This window comes from Oliverpabstia intestinalis (assembly GCF_009696065.1).
GTDB classification, from domain to species: domain Bacteria; phylum Bacillota; class Clostridia; order Lachnospirales; family Lachnospiraceae; genus Oliverpabstia; species Oliverpabstia intestinalis.
Window position 1 is genome coordinate 1 of record NZ_VUMS01000041.1, and the last position, 15,111, is coordinate 15,111.

The window sequence follows — 15,111 nt, forward strand, 5'->3', positions numbered from 1 at the left end:
ATTTTGATGTATTTGTCAAGTGATTTTTATGTTTTGAAACATAGAAAAACAATGTTATGAATTGTGCATTATTACCATTACTTTAGGATACCTACTATTTTATTCCAATTTTAGCTAACTGGCATTACTGAATCAGGGCCCCCTTTGGAGAGATAGATATTCGATGAGAACATCAGCAGTCGGGGATACATCCTTTCCCGTGAGAACCGATTGCTTTCAATAGATCATACAGTTGCCGATCAGCCAGAAATAGAAGCTATCCCACAGCGGATATTTCTGCGGAATCTGCATGAAGAGATGTTAGGACAGTGACAGACTGTGAATGGAACAAACAATACAATGATTGGTCTGGCTGCGGAAGCGGTCGGGAAGGAGGACAATTATGCAGAGAATACAGGATATGTTTATCAATATGGAAGAAGTGGCAGAGGATGCTTATAAGAATACGGAATTATTGCTGAGTCAGTATACTAAAGTAATGTTCCGTATTGAGAAGAACCTTGTGGATATAGATTATGAAATGTATGCAGAGGAAGGGAAGCATCTGAAGGAAATGTTATATGATCTGGTAGATTTCGATGCGACTGCAGAGAAACGCAGAATCCAGGAAAAGCTTCTGAATAATGATATGAATCTCTGTTTGCTGGAAATCATGAGAGATTCCCTGATAGCTTTGAGGGATTATCCAAAAAATGGACAGCTGTATTATCGGCTTTTGAAATATAGATATTTTGAAGCAGGAAATACCAATGAAGATGTGATGCTGATGCTGGATGATATGCCAAGCACTACTTATTATCGAAACCGTAAGAAAGCAATCCGTTTGTATGCAACAATGCTCTGGGCATTTACACGTCCGGAAAAGATACAGAATAAGATGGAGGAAATAAACTGGAAGAAAAGTGGAAGTAAAGTGGCAGTGAACTGACAGTAAACTGGCATGTGAATGGTATTACAATGAAAATACGTGCATGTTAGAATTGATATGCTGAGAGAAATAGACCTTCGCAGACGTAATGTTTGCGGAGGTTTTTCTTTTCTCAAATTTTAAGGCGTCAGGCTGTGCCCGGAAGGGCATGGCCTTTTTTTATACCCAAAAACAGGTTGCAGATTTGAAAAAGCTTCCTTTTTAACAGGTAGATGCCGGAAAGGAAGAGCATATCAAGATGCAGGGAAGATGCAGGCATTATGCCAGATATCCATGATTTTCGATTTGTCACAAATCAAATCAACAAAAACGACAAATCGGAGAAACAATCATGGAAGAAAGAAAATACACATTTTACGACAGATATCAGAAGGTGAAATACGCTAATATTACAGCAGAAGAGCTGGAAGTTCTTAATATTTTTTATAATAAGGAACATTATATGTTTGATCAGCAGCATCAGAGAAATAATACAGTATTATTTTGTGGATTAGAATCAGAAAACGGTTGTGCGACAGACTTTATCGCAGATAGTGGACGTGACATTGCATCGGATATTACAACTGAGATCTTCTTTAAAGAACTCTTCAGCAATCTGACAGAGAAAGAAAAGAAAATCGTGAGCGATTATTTTATCATGGGAAAACAGGTTAAAGAAACAGCAGAGGAACTGGGCATCAGCACACGTCAGGTGAGTAGAGACAAGAACAGTGCTTTGGCAAAAATGTTGAAGAGGATGAAAGCAGCTGGATATGAATCATATGCTGAGGCGGCAGGTGCATTTCTGCAGGAAAGCGATTATATTCCAACACAGATGGAGACACAGAACTCGATTATGAAGAAAAGGACCGGAGAAGTGAGACTGCCATCAGATCATAAGATGAAAAAATAAATTAGTTAAAAATTAATCATGATAATAATGTGATGATATCACAGAAAACAAATGAATTTCAGATTATAATAAAGCCACAAAAGAAAAAACAAGGAGGACTGTAAAATGTCTGCTATTAATATCAATAAAAATAATTTTCAGAATGAAATAATGGATTCCGAGAAAACCGTTCTTTTAGACTTTTGGGCTCCTTGGTGTGCTCCTTGTCGTATGGTGGCTCCTATCATAGAGGAGATAGCAAGTGAACGCCCTGATATCAAAGTTGGAAAGATCAATGTGGATGAGCAGCCAGAACTGGCAAGTAAATTTGGTATTATGAGTATTCCAACTTTGGTGGTTATGAAGAATGGGAAGATTGTAACAAAAGTTTCAGGGGCAAGACCTAAGAAGGCAATCTTAGAGATGCTTTAAGGAGGTGCGTTAATGGGATTTTTTGATTTTTTAAAACAGGCGAATATTAATCAAGGGATAGAGGAATATAAAAAGACTGCTGGTGCAGTTCTGCTGGATGTTCGTACGCCGCAGGAATATCAGGAAGGGCATATACCAGAAAGTAAAAATGTGCCATTGCAACAACTTAACAATGTTGTTTCGGTAGTGAAGAATACAGAAATACCGCTGTTTGTATACTGTTATTCCGGAGCCCGAAGTCGTCAAGCAACTGGGATGTTGCAACGAATGGGATATTCTAAAGTAAATAATATTGGTGGCATTGCTGCTTATTCAGGAAAGGTGGAAAAATAAGATGAAGGTAATAATCGTAGGCGGTGTAGCCGGAGGAGCTACAGCTGCAGCAAGAATACGAAGATTGGATGAACATGCAGAAATTACTGTGTTTGAAAGATCCGGATACATATCCTATGCGAATTGTGGGCTTCCATATTATATCGGAGACGTGATCACAGACCCAGAAGAACTTACACTACAGACACCAGAGAGTTTTTTTAAACGATTCCGTATTAACATGAAAATTCATCATGAAGTTATCTCCATACATCCGGAACGAAAAACGGTTTCAGTGAAAAATTTAGAGAATGGTGAGATATTTGAAGAAAACTATAATAAGCTGATCCTCTCTCCAGGTGCAAAGCCAACACAGCCGAGACTTCCCGGAGTAGGTATGGATAAACTTTTTACACTTCGTACTGTAGAAGACACTTTTCGGATAAAGGAATATATAAATAAGAATCATCCAAAATCGGCTGTATTGGCAGGTGGCGGTTTTATTGGTCTGGAACTGGCAGAAAATTTGAGGGAGCTTGGCATGGATGTTACAATTGTCCAGCGGCCTAAGCAGCTGATGAACCCATTTGACCCGGATATGGCATCCATGATCCATAATGAAATGAGAAAGCATGGGATAAAACTGGTACTGGGCTATACAGTAGAAGGATTTAAAGAAAAGGACAATGGAGTAGAGGTTCTATTAAAAGATAATCCATCCCTTCAGGCTGATATGGTGGTGCTGGCAATCGGAGTTACACCAGACACAGCATTAGCAAAAGAAGCTGGTCTGGAACTTGGCATCAAGGGAAGTATCGTAGTGAATGACAGAATGGAAACTTCTGTACCGGATATTTATGCAGCAGGTGATGCAGTTCAGGTAAAACATTATGTTACGGGTGATGATGCGCTGATCTCTTTGGCCGGACCAGCCAACAAGCAGGGCAGGATCATCGCTGATAATATTTGTGGTGGTGACAGCCGTTACCTGGGCAGTCAGGGAAGCTCCGTTATCAAAGTATTTGATATGACAGCAGCCACTACAGGTATCAATGAAACCAATGCCAAAAAGTCAGGATTAGATGTAGATACAGTAATTCTTTCTCCTATGAGTCATGCCGGTTACTATCCTGGTGGAAAAGTGATGACCATGAAGGTGGTTTTTGAAAAAGAGACTTATCGTTTGCTTGGTGCTCAGATTATTGGATATGAAGGAGTTGATAAACGTATTGATGTGCTGGCAACAGCAATTCATGCAGGGCTGAAGGCAACCCAGCTGAAAGATCTGGATCTTGCATATGCACCGCCGTATTCCTCTGCCAAGGATCCTGTAAATATGGCAGGATTCATGATAGACAATATAGCAAAAGGTACCTTAAAACAATGGCATCTGGAAGATATGGATAAGATTTCTAAAGATAAAAGTGTTGTATTGCTGGATGTGAGAACTGTAGGTGAGTTTAATAGGGGGCATATGGATGGATTCAGAAATATTCCTGTAGATGAACTAAGGGAACGTATCAATGAAATTGAGAAGGGAAAGCCTGTTTACTTGATATGCCAAAGTGGTCTGCGCAGCTACATTGCCAGCCGTATTCTGGAAGGAAACGGTTATGAAACATACAACTTCTCCGGTGGATTCCGCTTCTATGATGCAGTGGTTAATGACCGTGCGCTGATTGAAAGGGCATATGCATGTGGTATGGATTATTAAAAAATAATCACAATAATTTTATAATTTACTTGTAGCGTAAAAAGATCCCCCATTTATTAGAATGACTTTCACAATTCTGATAAATGGAGGATTCTTTAGATGTCATAGAAAAACAGTTTTATGATCTTTGTAGTGTTTCCAGTCTTTTCGAATCAAGGATGGTGATTTTGCCGCGTGAGAGTTTGACGAGACCATCGCCCTGAAAGTATCGAAGCATTCGAGTGATCACTTCCCTGTGGGAACCAAGATGGTTTGCGATAGTTTCGTGAGTGATTTTCAGTTCATTTGTTCCTTCGATAGAGGTCTCTTCTAAAAGAAATGAAGCAACACGCTTATCCAAACTCTTCCACATGATCTGTTCAATCAGCCACATGACATCAGAAAAACGGCTAGCCATTAATTCATTGGTATAGTTTGCGACGGGAGCCGATTCCTTCATGATGTCCTTATAGATTTCAGCAGGGATGATCCAAAGATCAGTATCTTTTTCTGCTTCAATGGTTACTTCAAATTGAATGGACTGCATGATACATGAGGCGGATAAAAGACACATATCCATATCGAACAGGCGGTAAAGTGTAATTTCTCGTCCTTCATCTGAAAGTATGTAAGTTCGAAGCTGCCCGGATTTAACCAGTAATAATCCAGTACAATCCAGGTTTCCGTTGTGAATGATCGTTCCTTTTTTTACATCCCGTGTAATCAAATTGTCTGAAATTACTTTTTTCTGTGCTGTATTTAAGTCATTCCATAGTGGAAAATAATTTTCGAAGCTCATAACAGTTATCTCCTTTACGAACATAGTATACTTACTTTTTTTAGATGCGTCAATTATATAATTGACATATGCCATAAATAAAAATATACTGACTATAGTACATGACTGTTGTGAATATGAGGGAGGGATAAATAATGCAGGGAGATGTCAGTTTTACATTTTTGGACCGAATTGAAGAAGTAGAACTGAATATTGTAGATAGACGATGGCAGTCTGCACTGGCATTGGCATTGACTTTGCCAGATATTTGCGGAGGTATTGCTTTCCCGGAAATTGTTAAACATTATCGAGATGGCCGGGTTATGCTGGATCGGCAAAAGAATCCGACCCGTGATGTGGGAACCCAGTATATTCGCTGGTTTGATGAATATGCAGGGGACTACTTTAAACTATCTCAATCCGATGAAAAGCCATATATTTGCGGAGAACGCTGTTGGCAGCTTCGATGTGAATATCTTCATCAAAATAAAGGATTTTTGAATGATGAAAATAATATACGCTTTCATCTTGGACTAAACTGTGGAATGTCAGTTTGTCAGTTGGAAAGTATGAACATACAGGAGAACGGAAACGATATTCGTATAGACATAGAACAGTTTTGTCTGAGGATGTGCAAGGCAGCAAAGAGTTATTATGATAAAGTTCATTTGGAAAAAGACTTTAGTCTCTATAATACACCAGTTTTGGATTTTATTCAGGTAACACAAAAAAAGAAAGCTGCTTCTATTATTGCACTGGTCTGTGGCAGTGAACGTTATGCAAAAGGATTAAAAGAAACATTGCAATTTATTTCAGATCAGATCATGCTGTTTTACACACCGGAAAGTGCTAAAACAAGATTAGGCAGACATAAGCCGGATCTTTGGATTGTTACCGAAGATATGACGAGCCAACCGAATCAGCCATGGCGTGCGGACAGGACAACACCTGTAATTTTAATCACAGGCAATCCTGATGCTGTTGAAATTAAAAAGAATTCAGGAAAACTAACTGTTCTTTCTATGCCATTATCAATAGTTGATTTGCGGAAAACCGTCGAAATATATGTGTCGTGAGGAGAAGTTTATGCTGTACATAATACTATTATTTGTAGTTGTAGTTGTATATTTGATGATGCTTATGCGGAGACAGAAAGAAAAGATGAGCGAAATTAAAATACAAATAGATCAACTGCAAGCACAACATGATCGATTGCAGAAAGAAAGGGATCAGTTACTAGAACAGATGAATCATCTGGAAGAGCAACGAGAACACTTGCAAATGCAAACAGACCAGGCATTTCGGAGTGCTGATGAAATTGAGAAAATTTGCGATGAGATATGGCATCATGCTAATACCATCCACCTTTATTCTTCGTTATCTGAAGAAGAAAGCAAATCTATAACAACGAAAGAAAAACAAAAAGTAATTATTAGAACAACTGAGGAGATTCTAAACATTATATATAAATATAAAGGTGATGTATAATAAAAATATGTCATTCTAGTTATTAGCGTTCAAGGTAAATTCTTATGTAATAATATCACAGAAGAATTTACCTTTTTCAGGTACAATAGAGATACAAAATTTGAAAGGGGAACAAAGCATTGGCAAAAAGAGTGGCAAGTGTTGATAAAAAAAGATGTGTTGCCTGCGGAGTATGTGAAAATACTTGTCCGCTGGCAGCGGCCAAAGTTTACCATGGATGTTATGCTGTGGTAGAAGAAACAGTGTGTGTAGGATGTGGAAAATGTGCAAAGTCCTGTCCGGCAGGTTGTATTGAAATGAAAGAGAGGACAGCGATGTGAAGAAAAAGAAACATTGGTATGATTATTTATGGATATGGGCGATCCTTTATTTTGCTCTCGGTTTTTTTAATGTTTTGTTCGCTTGGTTTGGGATGATTGATTTCCTGTTGCCGTTAGGAATAGCAATATTCGGTGGAAATAAATTTTTCTGTAATCATTTGTGTGGACGTGGCCAGCTTTTTAGCAAGCTTGGTGGAGATTTAAAATGCTCAAGAAATAAACCAACCCCGCGATGGATGAGTTCAAAATGGTTCCGATACGGCTTTTTGATATTTTTCCTTACAATGTTTGGGAATATGGTATTTCAGACATATTTAGTTGGTGCCGGAGCATCCTCCTTGCGTGAAGCCATCAAATTATTCTGGACATTCCGTGTTCCGTGGGGATGGACATATACTGCCGGAACAGTAGCTGATTGGGTGGCACAGTTTAGTTTTGGATTTTATAGTTTGATGCTTACATCTTTGTTATTAGGGTTGATTGTAATGGTGTTATATAAGCCACGAACCTGGTGTACATTTTGTCCAATGGGAACAATGACGCAGGGTATCTGTAAATTAAAAAATAATGAAAAGAAGTAATGCTATAAGGTGATTCATAAAAGGCATATGTCAAAAACGTTATTGACATATGCCTTTTATAGGACTATTATATAAGAAAAGCGAGAAAGGAGCAGTTTATGCCGAGACCAGTAAAATGCAGAAAAGTCTGCCATTTCCCCAATGTTTTAGAATTTCTTCCGGCAGATGATACGGAGAAAAAAACACCCATTGTTCTGACGGTAGATGAGTACGAGACAATCCGTCTTTTGGACAAGAAAGGTTATAGTCAGGAGCAATGTGCAGCATCTATGCAGATCGCAAGAACAACGGTTCAACGAATTTACGAGATTGCCAGGAAGAAAATAGCAGATGCACTCATTGATGGATATCCACTCAGAATCGAGGGTGGGGATTTCAGAATCTGTGACGGTCAGAGCGGCAACTGCAGCTTTGGAGGATGTTACAAACAGGAAATTTACAAAAAATATGCAGCAGAAAAAGGAGAAGGTATTATGAGAATAGCAGTAACATATGAAAATGGACAGATTTTCCAGCACTTTGGACACACAGAGACATTTAAGATTTACGATGTAGAGGAAGGAAAAGTAGTACATTCAGAAGTAGTAGATACGAATGGAAGCGGACATGGCGCATTGGCAGGAGTTCTTAATGCATTGAATGCAGATGTTTTGATTTGTGGCGGAATCGGAGGCGGCGCACAGACAGCGTTAGCGGCAGCAGGCATCAAGCTTTTCGGAGGAGTTTCCGGAGACGCAGATGAAGCAGTAGAAGCTTTTATCAATGAAACACTTGAGTATAATCCGGATGTGAAATGTTCTCATCACGAGCACAACCACGGGGAAGGACATACATGTGGCGAGCATGGATGTGGAAGCCACAGTTGTCATTAAGAAGTGAGATTGCCATCGGATCATAAGATGAAAAAATAAAAGGTATTGATCTATAAAGAGGGAAGGGAACCCGCATCATCAAATTTGCTTGTGATGTCGGGTTCTCTTTTTATTTGCATAATGATATACTTTTATTGTGGTTAGAAAAATAAAGCATGTACAAAACTCATAGGAGAAAGATGTATACTTATGACAACATTTGGTGATAAAATTAGGAAGTTGCGAAAAGAGAAAAAAATGACTCAACAAAAGCTGGGTGATATGGTGGGCGTTTCTCATAGAACAATTCGATCTTGGGAAGTTGAAGGACGATATCCGAAGCAGAGTAGTTTATATCAAAAACTGGCAGATGCATTTCAGTGTCAGGTTTCTTATCTTATGAATGATAATGAAACCGTGTGCTTGGGTAATGATGAGCCAAGTGAATATGCTGGTGCTAAACAGGCAAGGCAGATTCTTGAACAGGTAGCTGCTTTATTTGCCAGTGGAACTATGACCAATGAGGACAAAACTATTTTCATGGATGAGATGACGAGACTTTATCTGGCATCAAAAAAGAACAGAAGAAAATGGTAAGAAGAAATGAACTGTTTTGTTTTCTTGCTTGATAGAAAAGAAGAATAGAACGTATAATAGTGTTAATGATCCAGAGAAGATTGCTCTGGAAATAGAATTATTCGTACCAGTGGTGCGAGTATAGAGTAGGAGTGAAAGAATGGTAGAAGATACTATGTTTTCCGGGGAATCGAAAAATATTGAGTACAAGGTATCCTTACCCGATAAAAGTGAAAAATACATGAAGACGATTGTAGCTTTTGCCAATACACAAGGCGGCAAGCTGATTGTTGGAGTAGATGATAAAACACACCAGATTGTTGGTGTGGAAAATGACGTGTTGTTTCAGCTGATGGACGGAATTGCCAATGCAGTTTCTGATTCCTGTGTGCCACAGATTATTCCTGATATTGAGCCGCAGACAGTAGACGGGAAAACGGTCATTGTTGTATCAGTAGAAGCTGGAAAGAACAGACCGTATTATCTGAAATCAAAGGGAAAAGATAATGGTACTTATATCCGTGTTGCAGGTACATCAAGGCAGGCATTTCCGGAGAAGATAAAAGAGCTGGAAATGGAAGGAGCCAGAATCTCATGGGATGAGCTTACTTGTGTGGGTTATCCTGTTTCAGAGGAAGCAACAGAGAAACTTTGTCAGGATATCGAAAAGTTCCGGAAGAAGGCAGGAATGGCAGAGCATTCTGTAAAGAAAGAGCAGCTGATAAACTGGAAAATCTTGAAGCAGAGCGAGGGACAGCTTCTGGCAACGAATGCCTATGCATTGCTGACATCAGATTATTTTTCATTCGCCAAAACACAATGTGCGGTATTCAAGGGAACAGATCGTGCAGTGTTTCTGGATAAGAGAGAATTTACAGGACCAATCTATACACAAATCGAAGAAGCTGTAGACTTTGTATTGAGAAATATTCGACTCGGAGCAACGATTGATGGATTGGTGCGAAAAGAGAAGTATGAGCTACCACCGGAAGCAATCAGGGAAATGATCATTAACGCCCATTGTCACCGTAACCTATTGGATGAATCCTGTATTCAGGTCGCAGTTTATGATGACAGGTTGGAGGTGACTTCTCCAGGCGGATTATATAACGGATTGACTTATGAGGAAGTCATGAATGGTCATTCTAAGATCCGGAATAAAGGTATTGCCAATATATTCAGTCAGATGGGACTCGTAGAAGCATGGGGAAGCGGAATAAAAAGAATCCTGAATGCTGCAGAAGAGTATGGACTTCCGAGACCGAGATTTCAGGAATTTGATAATATGTTTCGGGTAGAGGTGTTCCGTAATTCATTTCCGATGACAAATGAAAAAGAAAGCATCGGAGAAGCATCGGAGAAGCATCGGAGAAGCATCGGAGAAGCATCGGAGGCAGAGTGGAGAACAGATCTCAACGATACACAGCAAAAGATTATAAAGTTGCTTTCAGAAGATCATCAATTATCAGCGGTTAAGTTAGCTGAAAAAATCGGGGTTGCCAGTCGAAATATTGAGAACAATATTAAGAAGTTAAAAGAGTATGGTATTCTTATAAGACATGGATCTCCAAAGAATGGTTACTGGGAGATTGTTGATAAAGATCTACAGGAGTGAGAAGTAAATTAGTCTAAGATTAGTCCAAGAGAATATATAGATAAATAACAAAAATAGATTGACATTTTGTAGTAATTAGTAGTAAACTGTACTTGTGGAAGGGAAGTGATATGTTTGGCTAGAAAAACACCAAAAGATGGCAAAGAAGAAAACATACGAGTACGGGTGACTCCAGAGCAAAAACAGAGACTTGTTGAGTATGCAGAAAGACACTATCAGAGCATGAGTGGTGTTGTATGTCAGGCATTGGATCTCCTGTACGCAAGAGAAGAACAACAAAATAATAAAGAGTAAAATGGAGTTATTTTGGAGTTTATTTCTTCATAAGCGGTGCGAAAAGCACAGAATCAGAACATATGTTCGAACTATAAGCCTCTAATAACAGCCTTTGCGTGTCATGAAATGCAGTCCGCAAAGGAGTTCGAGTAATGAAAAAAATCTGAGAACCCGCATAAACAGGGCGTTTGAGGAGCATCAAGGTTCTATTTGATAACAAAATGATAACACCGGATATTTTGGTATTATTTATCAGGTATCCTGTGGTTATCAGGTAATATGTGTGAAACCAACAAAAAAGGTCTTACTGAATTGAGTGAAATCAATTTGGTAAGGCCTTTTTTCGTTTGCCATGCATCCGTAAGGAGTTGCCTGTGGCAAGTCCTGAGGTGGTTTTTATTTTGCTGTTTTGGGGTAATTGTACCGCCACTGGTCATATTCTTCTTTGGTAATTTCTCCGGATTTTAGTTTTTCTGCCTGTTCCTGCCATGCATGGAACATATCAAACATAGAAAGGTAGGTGGTTCCCTTGGATTTATCTAACCGGAGGCAGAGTTCTCCGTCAATCTCTCCGATATGAAGTCCGTAAAGATCTTCTAATGTAAATAAGGTGTGCATCAGTCCTACATAACTGTCGATATCCGGGACTGCTAGTGCATGGGGAGATACATCGAAAATGTCAGCCAGTGCATTCAGATAGTTTTCCTTTGGGCTGCGTGCGCCTTTTTCGTACTGTGCAATGCGGACATCAGCCTGCGATTCGCCGAATCCCAGCTGCTGACCTAAATATTTCTGTGTGAATCCACGCAGAAGTCGGAAATGGTGAATTCTTTCTCCTATTGCCATATTCATTCTCCTGTCTGTCTATTGATAAATTGAGTATAGCATATATGTATAGTGCAGACAAGAAGAAACCATACAAAAAAGTATAGAATTTTTGTTTCAAAACACTTGACCAATACAAAAAAGTATAGTATTATGCAGACTATACAGAAATGTATAGTGCAAACAAAGGAGGGATTTTACAATGAGTAAAATGTTTATGAATGTAAAAGAGGTCATGGAAGTTCTGGAGGTATCGGAATCCTACGCTTATAAGCTGATGAAGAGACTGAACAGGGAATTACAGGCGATGGGATGTCAGACAATCGCAGGAAAAGTTGACCGGAAGTATTTTTACGAGCAGTTTTATGGAACAAGATCGAACGATGGGAGGAATTAGGAATGGCAATTTACAAGAATGAAAGCAATAACACTTGGTACGTCATGGCAAGGTATCAGGACTGGACCGGTGAACGTAAGCAGAAATGCAAAAGAGGATTTGCGACAAAAAGGGAAGCTGCACAGTGGGAGCAGCAGTTCATCCTCCAGAAGAAAGCCAGTATGGATATGGAACTGGAGAGCTTCTGCAAATTATATGAGGAAGATGTGAGACCAAGGCTGAAAAAGAGTACCTGGCTTACAAAGGAAAATATTATCAAGTCCAAGATTTTACCGTATCTGGGAAAAAGAAAGGTGTCAGAAATCACTGCAAAGGATGTTCTGGACTGGCATAACGAACTTCGCAAATTGACAAGCCGGAGGGGAAAACCCTTATCACCTACTTATCTGAAAACGATTCATGGACAGTTGAGTACAATTTTCAATCATGCAATCAAATTTTATGATCTGAGTACGAATCCGGCAAGGAAGGCAGGCACAATCGGCTCAGAGGAAAATAAGGAAATGCTCTTCTGGACAAAGACAGAATATAAGCAATTCTCGGAAGAAATGATGGATAAACCGCTTTCTTATTATGCGTTCCAGTTGCTTTACTGGTGCGGAATCAGATCCGGGGAGCTTTTGGCTTTAACTCCTGCTGACTTCAATTTCCAGAAGAGAACGCTGCGGATTAACAAATCTTATCAGCGCTTAAAAGGAGAAGATGTGATCAGCACGCCAAAGACAAAAAACAGTATCCGTACTGTGACCATGCCGAAGTTTCTATGTGACGAAATGCAGGATTGTCTGAAGTTGTATTACAGCTTGCAGCCCGATGACCGTATTTTCCCGGTAACAAAGTATTATTTGAATCATGAAATGGAAAGAGGATGCAAAGCAAGTGGAGTGAAAAAAATTCGTGTGCATGATCTTCGGCACAGCCATGTCTCTTTGCTGATAAACATGGGTTACACTGCACTGGCAATCGGGAAAAGGGTTGGTCATTCAGCGGAAAAAATTACTTACCGGTATGCGCATCTGTTTCCGTCTGTACAGCAGGATATGGCCGACCAGTTGGATGCAGAAAATATGAATGAAGAATCAAATGATAGGGAAGGAGGAGTTGAGTATGTCAGCTAAATGTCTGGATAAACAGGGACGGTGGAGAAATAAAACGGTAGCGTTTCGGGTATCACCGGAAGAAGATGAACTTCTGGAAACGGCAGTCAGATTATCCGGTCTGACCAAACAGGATTATATTATCCGAAGATTACAGGAAAAAGAGGTTGTAGTGATAGGAAATCCGAGAGTGTATAAGGCGTTGAAGAATGAATTGGCAAAGGTTTTGAATGAACTGAAACGTTTGAAAAAGGGTGATAATGTGCCGGAGGATTTACTGGAAGTGATCCGGCTAATCACAATCACGATGAATGGCATGAAGGAAGAATAGAAAAAGCCTTTAAGTGTCGGCAAACACCTAAAGGCAGGGATTTGGTAGAATACTCACCCAAAAACTTTCTATGGGTATTCTATCAAAATCTCCGCTTCCTTTCAACGGGAAAATAAGGAGGAACGATGGAAACGAACAAAGTAGAGATAAAGAAAACAGAAATAAAAAGAATGGAGCTGGGTCTGAAACTGATTAACATGGAAACGGTGGAAGTAGAGCAGATTGAATGGCTGTTTTACCCGTTTATCCCTTTTGGAAAAGTAACGATTATTCAGGGAGATCCCGGTGAGGGCAAGACCACTATGGTGCTTCAGATCATTGCAAAATTGACCAAGGGAGAAAAGATTTTGCCGAATCAGGAACAGGCAACCGAGGAAAAGACTAGAGCAGAAATAGCTGCTGATTCTGATGTGAAATTGTCGGAAAGTCCAATAGAGCCTGTGAATGTCATTTATCAGACTGCAGAGGATGGGCTGGGCGATACGATTAAGCCGAGGCTTCTGGCGGCTGGTGCTGACTGCTCCAGAGTGATGGTCATTGATGACCGGGAGCAGCCACTTACTATGCTGGATATCCGGCTGGAGGAAGCTATTGTACAGACAAAAACCCGTCTGGTGGTATTAGACCCAATACAAGGCTTCCTTGGTGCAGAGGTGGATATGCACCGGGCAAATGAAATCCGCCCGTTAATGAAACGTGTAGCGGTGCTTGCAGAGAAATATCACTGTGCAATCATTTTGATCGGTCATATGAACAAAAACAGCAATGGAAAGTCTTCCTATCGTGGCTTAGGTTCTATTGATTTTCAGGCTGCAGCCAGAAGCGTGCTGATTGTTGGAAGAATTAAGGATGAACCGGAAATCCGTGTGGTATGCCATGTGAAAAGTTCCCTTGCACCAGAAGGGAAGTCCATAGCATTCCGTCTGGATAAGGAGACGGGTTTTGAATGGATAGGGGAATATGACATCAGCGCAGATGACCTGCTCAGTGGTGACAGCAGAGGGCAAAAAAGCCGGAAAGCGAAAGAGTTCTTGCTGGAGATATTGGCTAACGGTGGTATGGCTCAGAAAAAGATTGAAGAAGAAGCTGAAAGGCGTGGGATTAAAAAGAAGACGCTGCGAAATGCAAAACTGGAACTGGAGATTGATTCTGTAAAACGTGGAAATCAATGGTTCTGGATGTTGTCAGAATAAAAAGAAGATGGCAAGATGACCATTTCTTAAGAACAGGGCATCTTGCCACCTTGAAAGGAGCAAGAAATGAAGAATGTACAGATTCCACAGGAATTTTTATGAAACTGCTTCGGTATCATCTGCTTGACGATGATAGCTGCACGGAAGAAGTGAAAAACGGATTGGAGCAGAAAATGAATGCTATGGTGGAACGGGAATTATATACGAGATCCAAAACTGCCCCGACGGAGGAGGAACGAGAAAAAGCCCGGCAGGAATATCTGGAAAGGCGTGGAATACCGGAAGAATTTCGTTGGTAGTTCTTTCCTGACTGCAATAGGACAGGGGCGTGGCACGCTCCTGTATCGTTGGCAGACAAGGAAAAGTAGCAGATGTGAGGACGTAAGTTTTTGGCATTGCGGAAAGGGAGCCCTGTTTCAGTAATGCCAGTTAGCTAAAATTGGAATAAAATAGTAGGTATCCTAAAGTAATGGTAATAATGCACAATTCATAACATTGTTTTTCTATGTTTCAAAACATAAAAATCACTTGACAAATACATCAAAAT

Annotated in this window: 20 protein-coding genes; 18 read left to right on the top strand and 2 right to left on the bottom strand. The window is 40.0% G+C overall.

The window, feature by feature from the left end; translation table 11 throughout:
- Positions 1-382 precede the first annotated feature (382 nt).
- The 5 genes from FYJ57_RS13780 to FYJ57_RS13800 all read left to right on the top strand — a co-directional run bounded on the left by FYJ57_RS13780 (position 383) and on the right by FYJ57_RS13800 (position 4,257).
- The gene (locus FYJ57_RS13780) at positions 383-928 is read left to right on the top strand and encodes a hypothetical protein (protein ID WP_026650125.1); all 546 of its coding nucleotides are present in this window, start codon (positions 383-385) and stop codon (positions 926-928) included.
- 331 nt (positions 929-1,259) lie between these two features.
- Positions 1,260-1,820, top strand: coding sequence for a sigma factor-like helix-turn-helix DNA-binding protein (locus FYJ57_RS13785; protein WP_028086463.1), 561 nt, complete (start codon positions 1,260-1,262; stop codon positions 1,818-1,820).
- A 105-nt stretch (positions 1,821-1,925) separates the two neighbouring features.
- Entirely contained in the window at positions 1,926-2,231 is a 306-nt protein-coding gene (gene trxA, locus FYJ57_RS13790; protein WP_028086464.1) for a thioredoxin, read from the top strand.
- 12 nt (positions 2,232-2,243) lie between these two features.
- The gene (locus FYJ57_RS13795; protein WP_028086465.1) at positions 2,244-2,564 is read left to right on the top strand and encodes a rhodanese-like domain-containing protein; all 321 of its coding nucleotides are present in this window, start codon (positions 2,244-2,246) and stop codon (positions 2,562-2,564) included.
- A gap of 1 nt (position 2,565) precedes the next feature.
- Positions 2,566-4,257 carry an FAD-dependent oxidoreductase gene (locus tag FYJ57_RS13800; protein WP_028086466.1) on the top strand — a complete coding sequence of 564 codons (1,692 nt, stop codon included), beginning with the start codon at positions 2,566-2,568 and terminating at the stop codon, positions 4,255-4,257.
- A gap of 118 nt (positions 4,258-4,375) precedes the next feature.
- Here the strand turns inward: FYJ57_RS13800 and FYJ57_RS13805 are convergent, their stop codons facing one another.
- Entirely contained in the window at positions 4,376-5,059 is a 684-nt protein-coding gene (locus tag FYJ57_RS13805) for a Crp/Fnr family transcriptional regulator (RefSeq protein ID WP_044924472.1), read from the bottom strand.
- Between the two features lie 110 nt (positions 5,060-5,169).
- Here FYJ57_RS13805 and FYJ57_RS13810 point away from each other — a divergent pair, with 110 nt between their 5' ends.
- The 8 genes from FYJ57_RS13810 (at position 5,170) to FYJ57_RS13845 (ending at position 10,739) form a co-directional block, all read left to right on the top strand.
- Positions 5,170-6,090: a response regulator gene (locus tag FYJ57_RS13810; RefSeq protein ID WP_028086467.1), complete on the top strand. Its 921-nt coding sequence runs from the start codon at positions 5,170-5,172 to the stop codon at positions 6,088-6,090.
- Positions 6,091-6,175: 85 nt separating this feature from the next.
- On the top strand, positions 6,176-6,502 hold the full coding sequence (locus tag FYJ57_RS13815; RefSeq protein WP_235904592.1) for a hypothetical protein: 327 nt from the start codon (positions 6,176-6,178) through the stop codon (positions 6,500-6,502).
- 119 nt (positions 6,503-6,621) lie between these two features.
- Positions 6,622-6,822: a 4Fe-4S binding protein gene (locus FYJ57_RS13820; RefSeq protein WP_028086469.1), complete on the top strand. Its 201-nt coding sequence runs from the start codon at positions 6,622-6,624 to the stop codon at positions 6,820-6,822.
- Positions 6,819-7,403, top strand: a complete 585-nt coding sequence (locus tag FYJ57_RS13825) for a 4Fe-4S binding protein (RefSeq protein ID WP_028086470.1) — start codon at positions 6,819-6,821, stop codon at positions 7,401-7,403. The genes FYJ57_RS13820 and FYJ57_RS13825 overlap by 4 nt, the downstream gene beginning before the upstream one ends.
- Positions 7,404-7,501: 98 nt before the next feature.
- Complete coding sequence (locus FYJ57_RS13830; protein WP_028086471.1) at positions 7,502-8,275, top strand: NifB/NifX family molybdenum-iron cluster-binding protein; 774 nt, start codon at positions 7,502-7,504, stop codon at positions 8,273-8,275.
- A 189-nt stretch (positions 8,276-8,464) separates the two neighbouring features.
- Positions 8,465-8,851 carry a helix-turn-helix domain-containing protein gene (locus FYJ57_RS13835; protein ID WP_044924454.1) on the top strand — a complete coding sequence of 129 codons (387 nt, stop codon included), beginning with the start codon at positions 8,465-8,467 and terminating at the stop codon, positions 8,849-8,851.
- A 139-nt stretch (positions 8,852-8,990) separates the two neighbouring features.
- Positions 8,991-10,445 carry an AlbA family DNA-binding domain-containing protein gene (locus tag FYJ57_RS13840; protein WP_028086472.1) on the top strand — a complete coding sequence of 485 codons (1,455 nt, stop codon included), beginning with the start codon at positions 8,991-8,993 and terminating at the stop codon, positions 10,443-10,445.
- A 114-nt stretch (positions 10,446-10,559) separates the two neighbouring features.
- Positions 10,560-10,739 carry a hypothetical protein gene (locus tag FYJ57_RS13845; RefSeq protein WP_028086473.1) on the top strand — a complete coding sequence of 60 codons (180 nt, stop codon included), beginning with the start codon at positions 10,560-10,562 and terminating at the stop codon, positions 10,737-10,739.
- 378 nt (positions 10,740-11,117) lie between these two features.
- Here the strand turns inward: FYJ57_RS13845 and FYJ57_RS13850 are convergent, their stop codons facing one another.
- Positions 11,118-11,567: a helix-turn-helix domain-containing protein gene (locus FYJ57_RS13850; RefSeq protein ID WP_154433108.1), complete on the bottom strand. Its 450-nt coding sequence runs from the start codon at positions 11,565-11,567 to the stop codon at positions 11,118-11,120.
- A 181-nt stretch (positions 11,568-11,748) separates the two neighbouring features.
- Here FYJ57_RS13850 and FYJ57_RS13855 point away from each other — a divergent pair, with 181 nt between their 5' ends.
- From FYJ57_RS13855 to FYJ57_RS13875, 5 genes are all read left to right on the top strand, one after another.
- Positions 11,749-11,943, top strand: coding sequence for a hypothetical protein (locus FYJ57_RS13855; RefSeq protein ID WP_005611072.1), 195 nt, complete (start codon positions 11,749-11,751; stop codon positions 11,941-11,943).
- Between the two features lie 2 nt (positions 11,944-11,945).
- Positions 11,946-13,061: a site-specific integrase gene (locus FYJ57_RS13860; RefSeq protein WP_154433109.1), complete on the top strand. Its 1,116-nt coding sequence runs from the start codon at positions 11,946-11,948 to the stop codon at positions 13,059-13,061.
- Positions 13,051-13,371: a plasmid mobilization protein gene (locus FYJ57_RS13865; RefSeq protein WP_154433110.1), complete on the top strand. Its 321-nt coding sequence runs from the start codon at positions 13,051-13,053 to the stop codon at positions 13,369-13,371. Before FYJ57_RS13860 ends, FYJ57_RS13865 begins: the two co-directional genes overlap by 11 nt.
- Before the next feature lie 125 nt (positions 13,372-13,496).
- Positions 13,497-14,564 (top strand): AAA family ATPase, encoded by a 1,068-nt coding sequence (locus tag FYJ57_RS13870; protein ID WP_154433111.1) that lies wholly within the window; start codon positions 13,497-13,499, stop codon positions 14,562-14,564.
- 50 nt (positions 14,565-14,614) lie between these two features.
- The gene (locus FYJ57_RS13875; protein ID WP_235904593.1) at positions 14,615-14,863 is read left to right on the top strand and encodes a complexin-2; all 249 of its coding nucleotides are present in this window, start codon (positions 14,615-14,617) and stop codon (positions 14,861-14,863) included.
- Positions 14,864-15,111 lie beyond the last annotated feature (248 nt).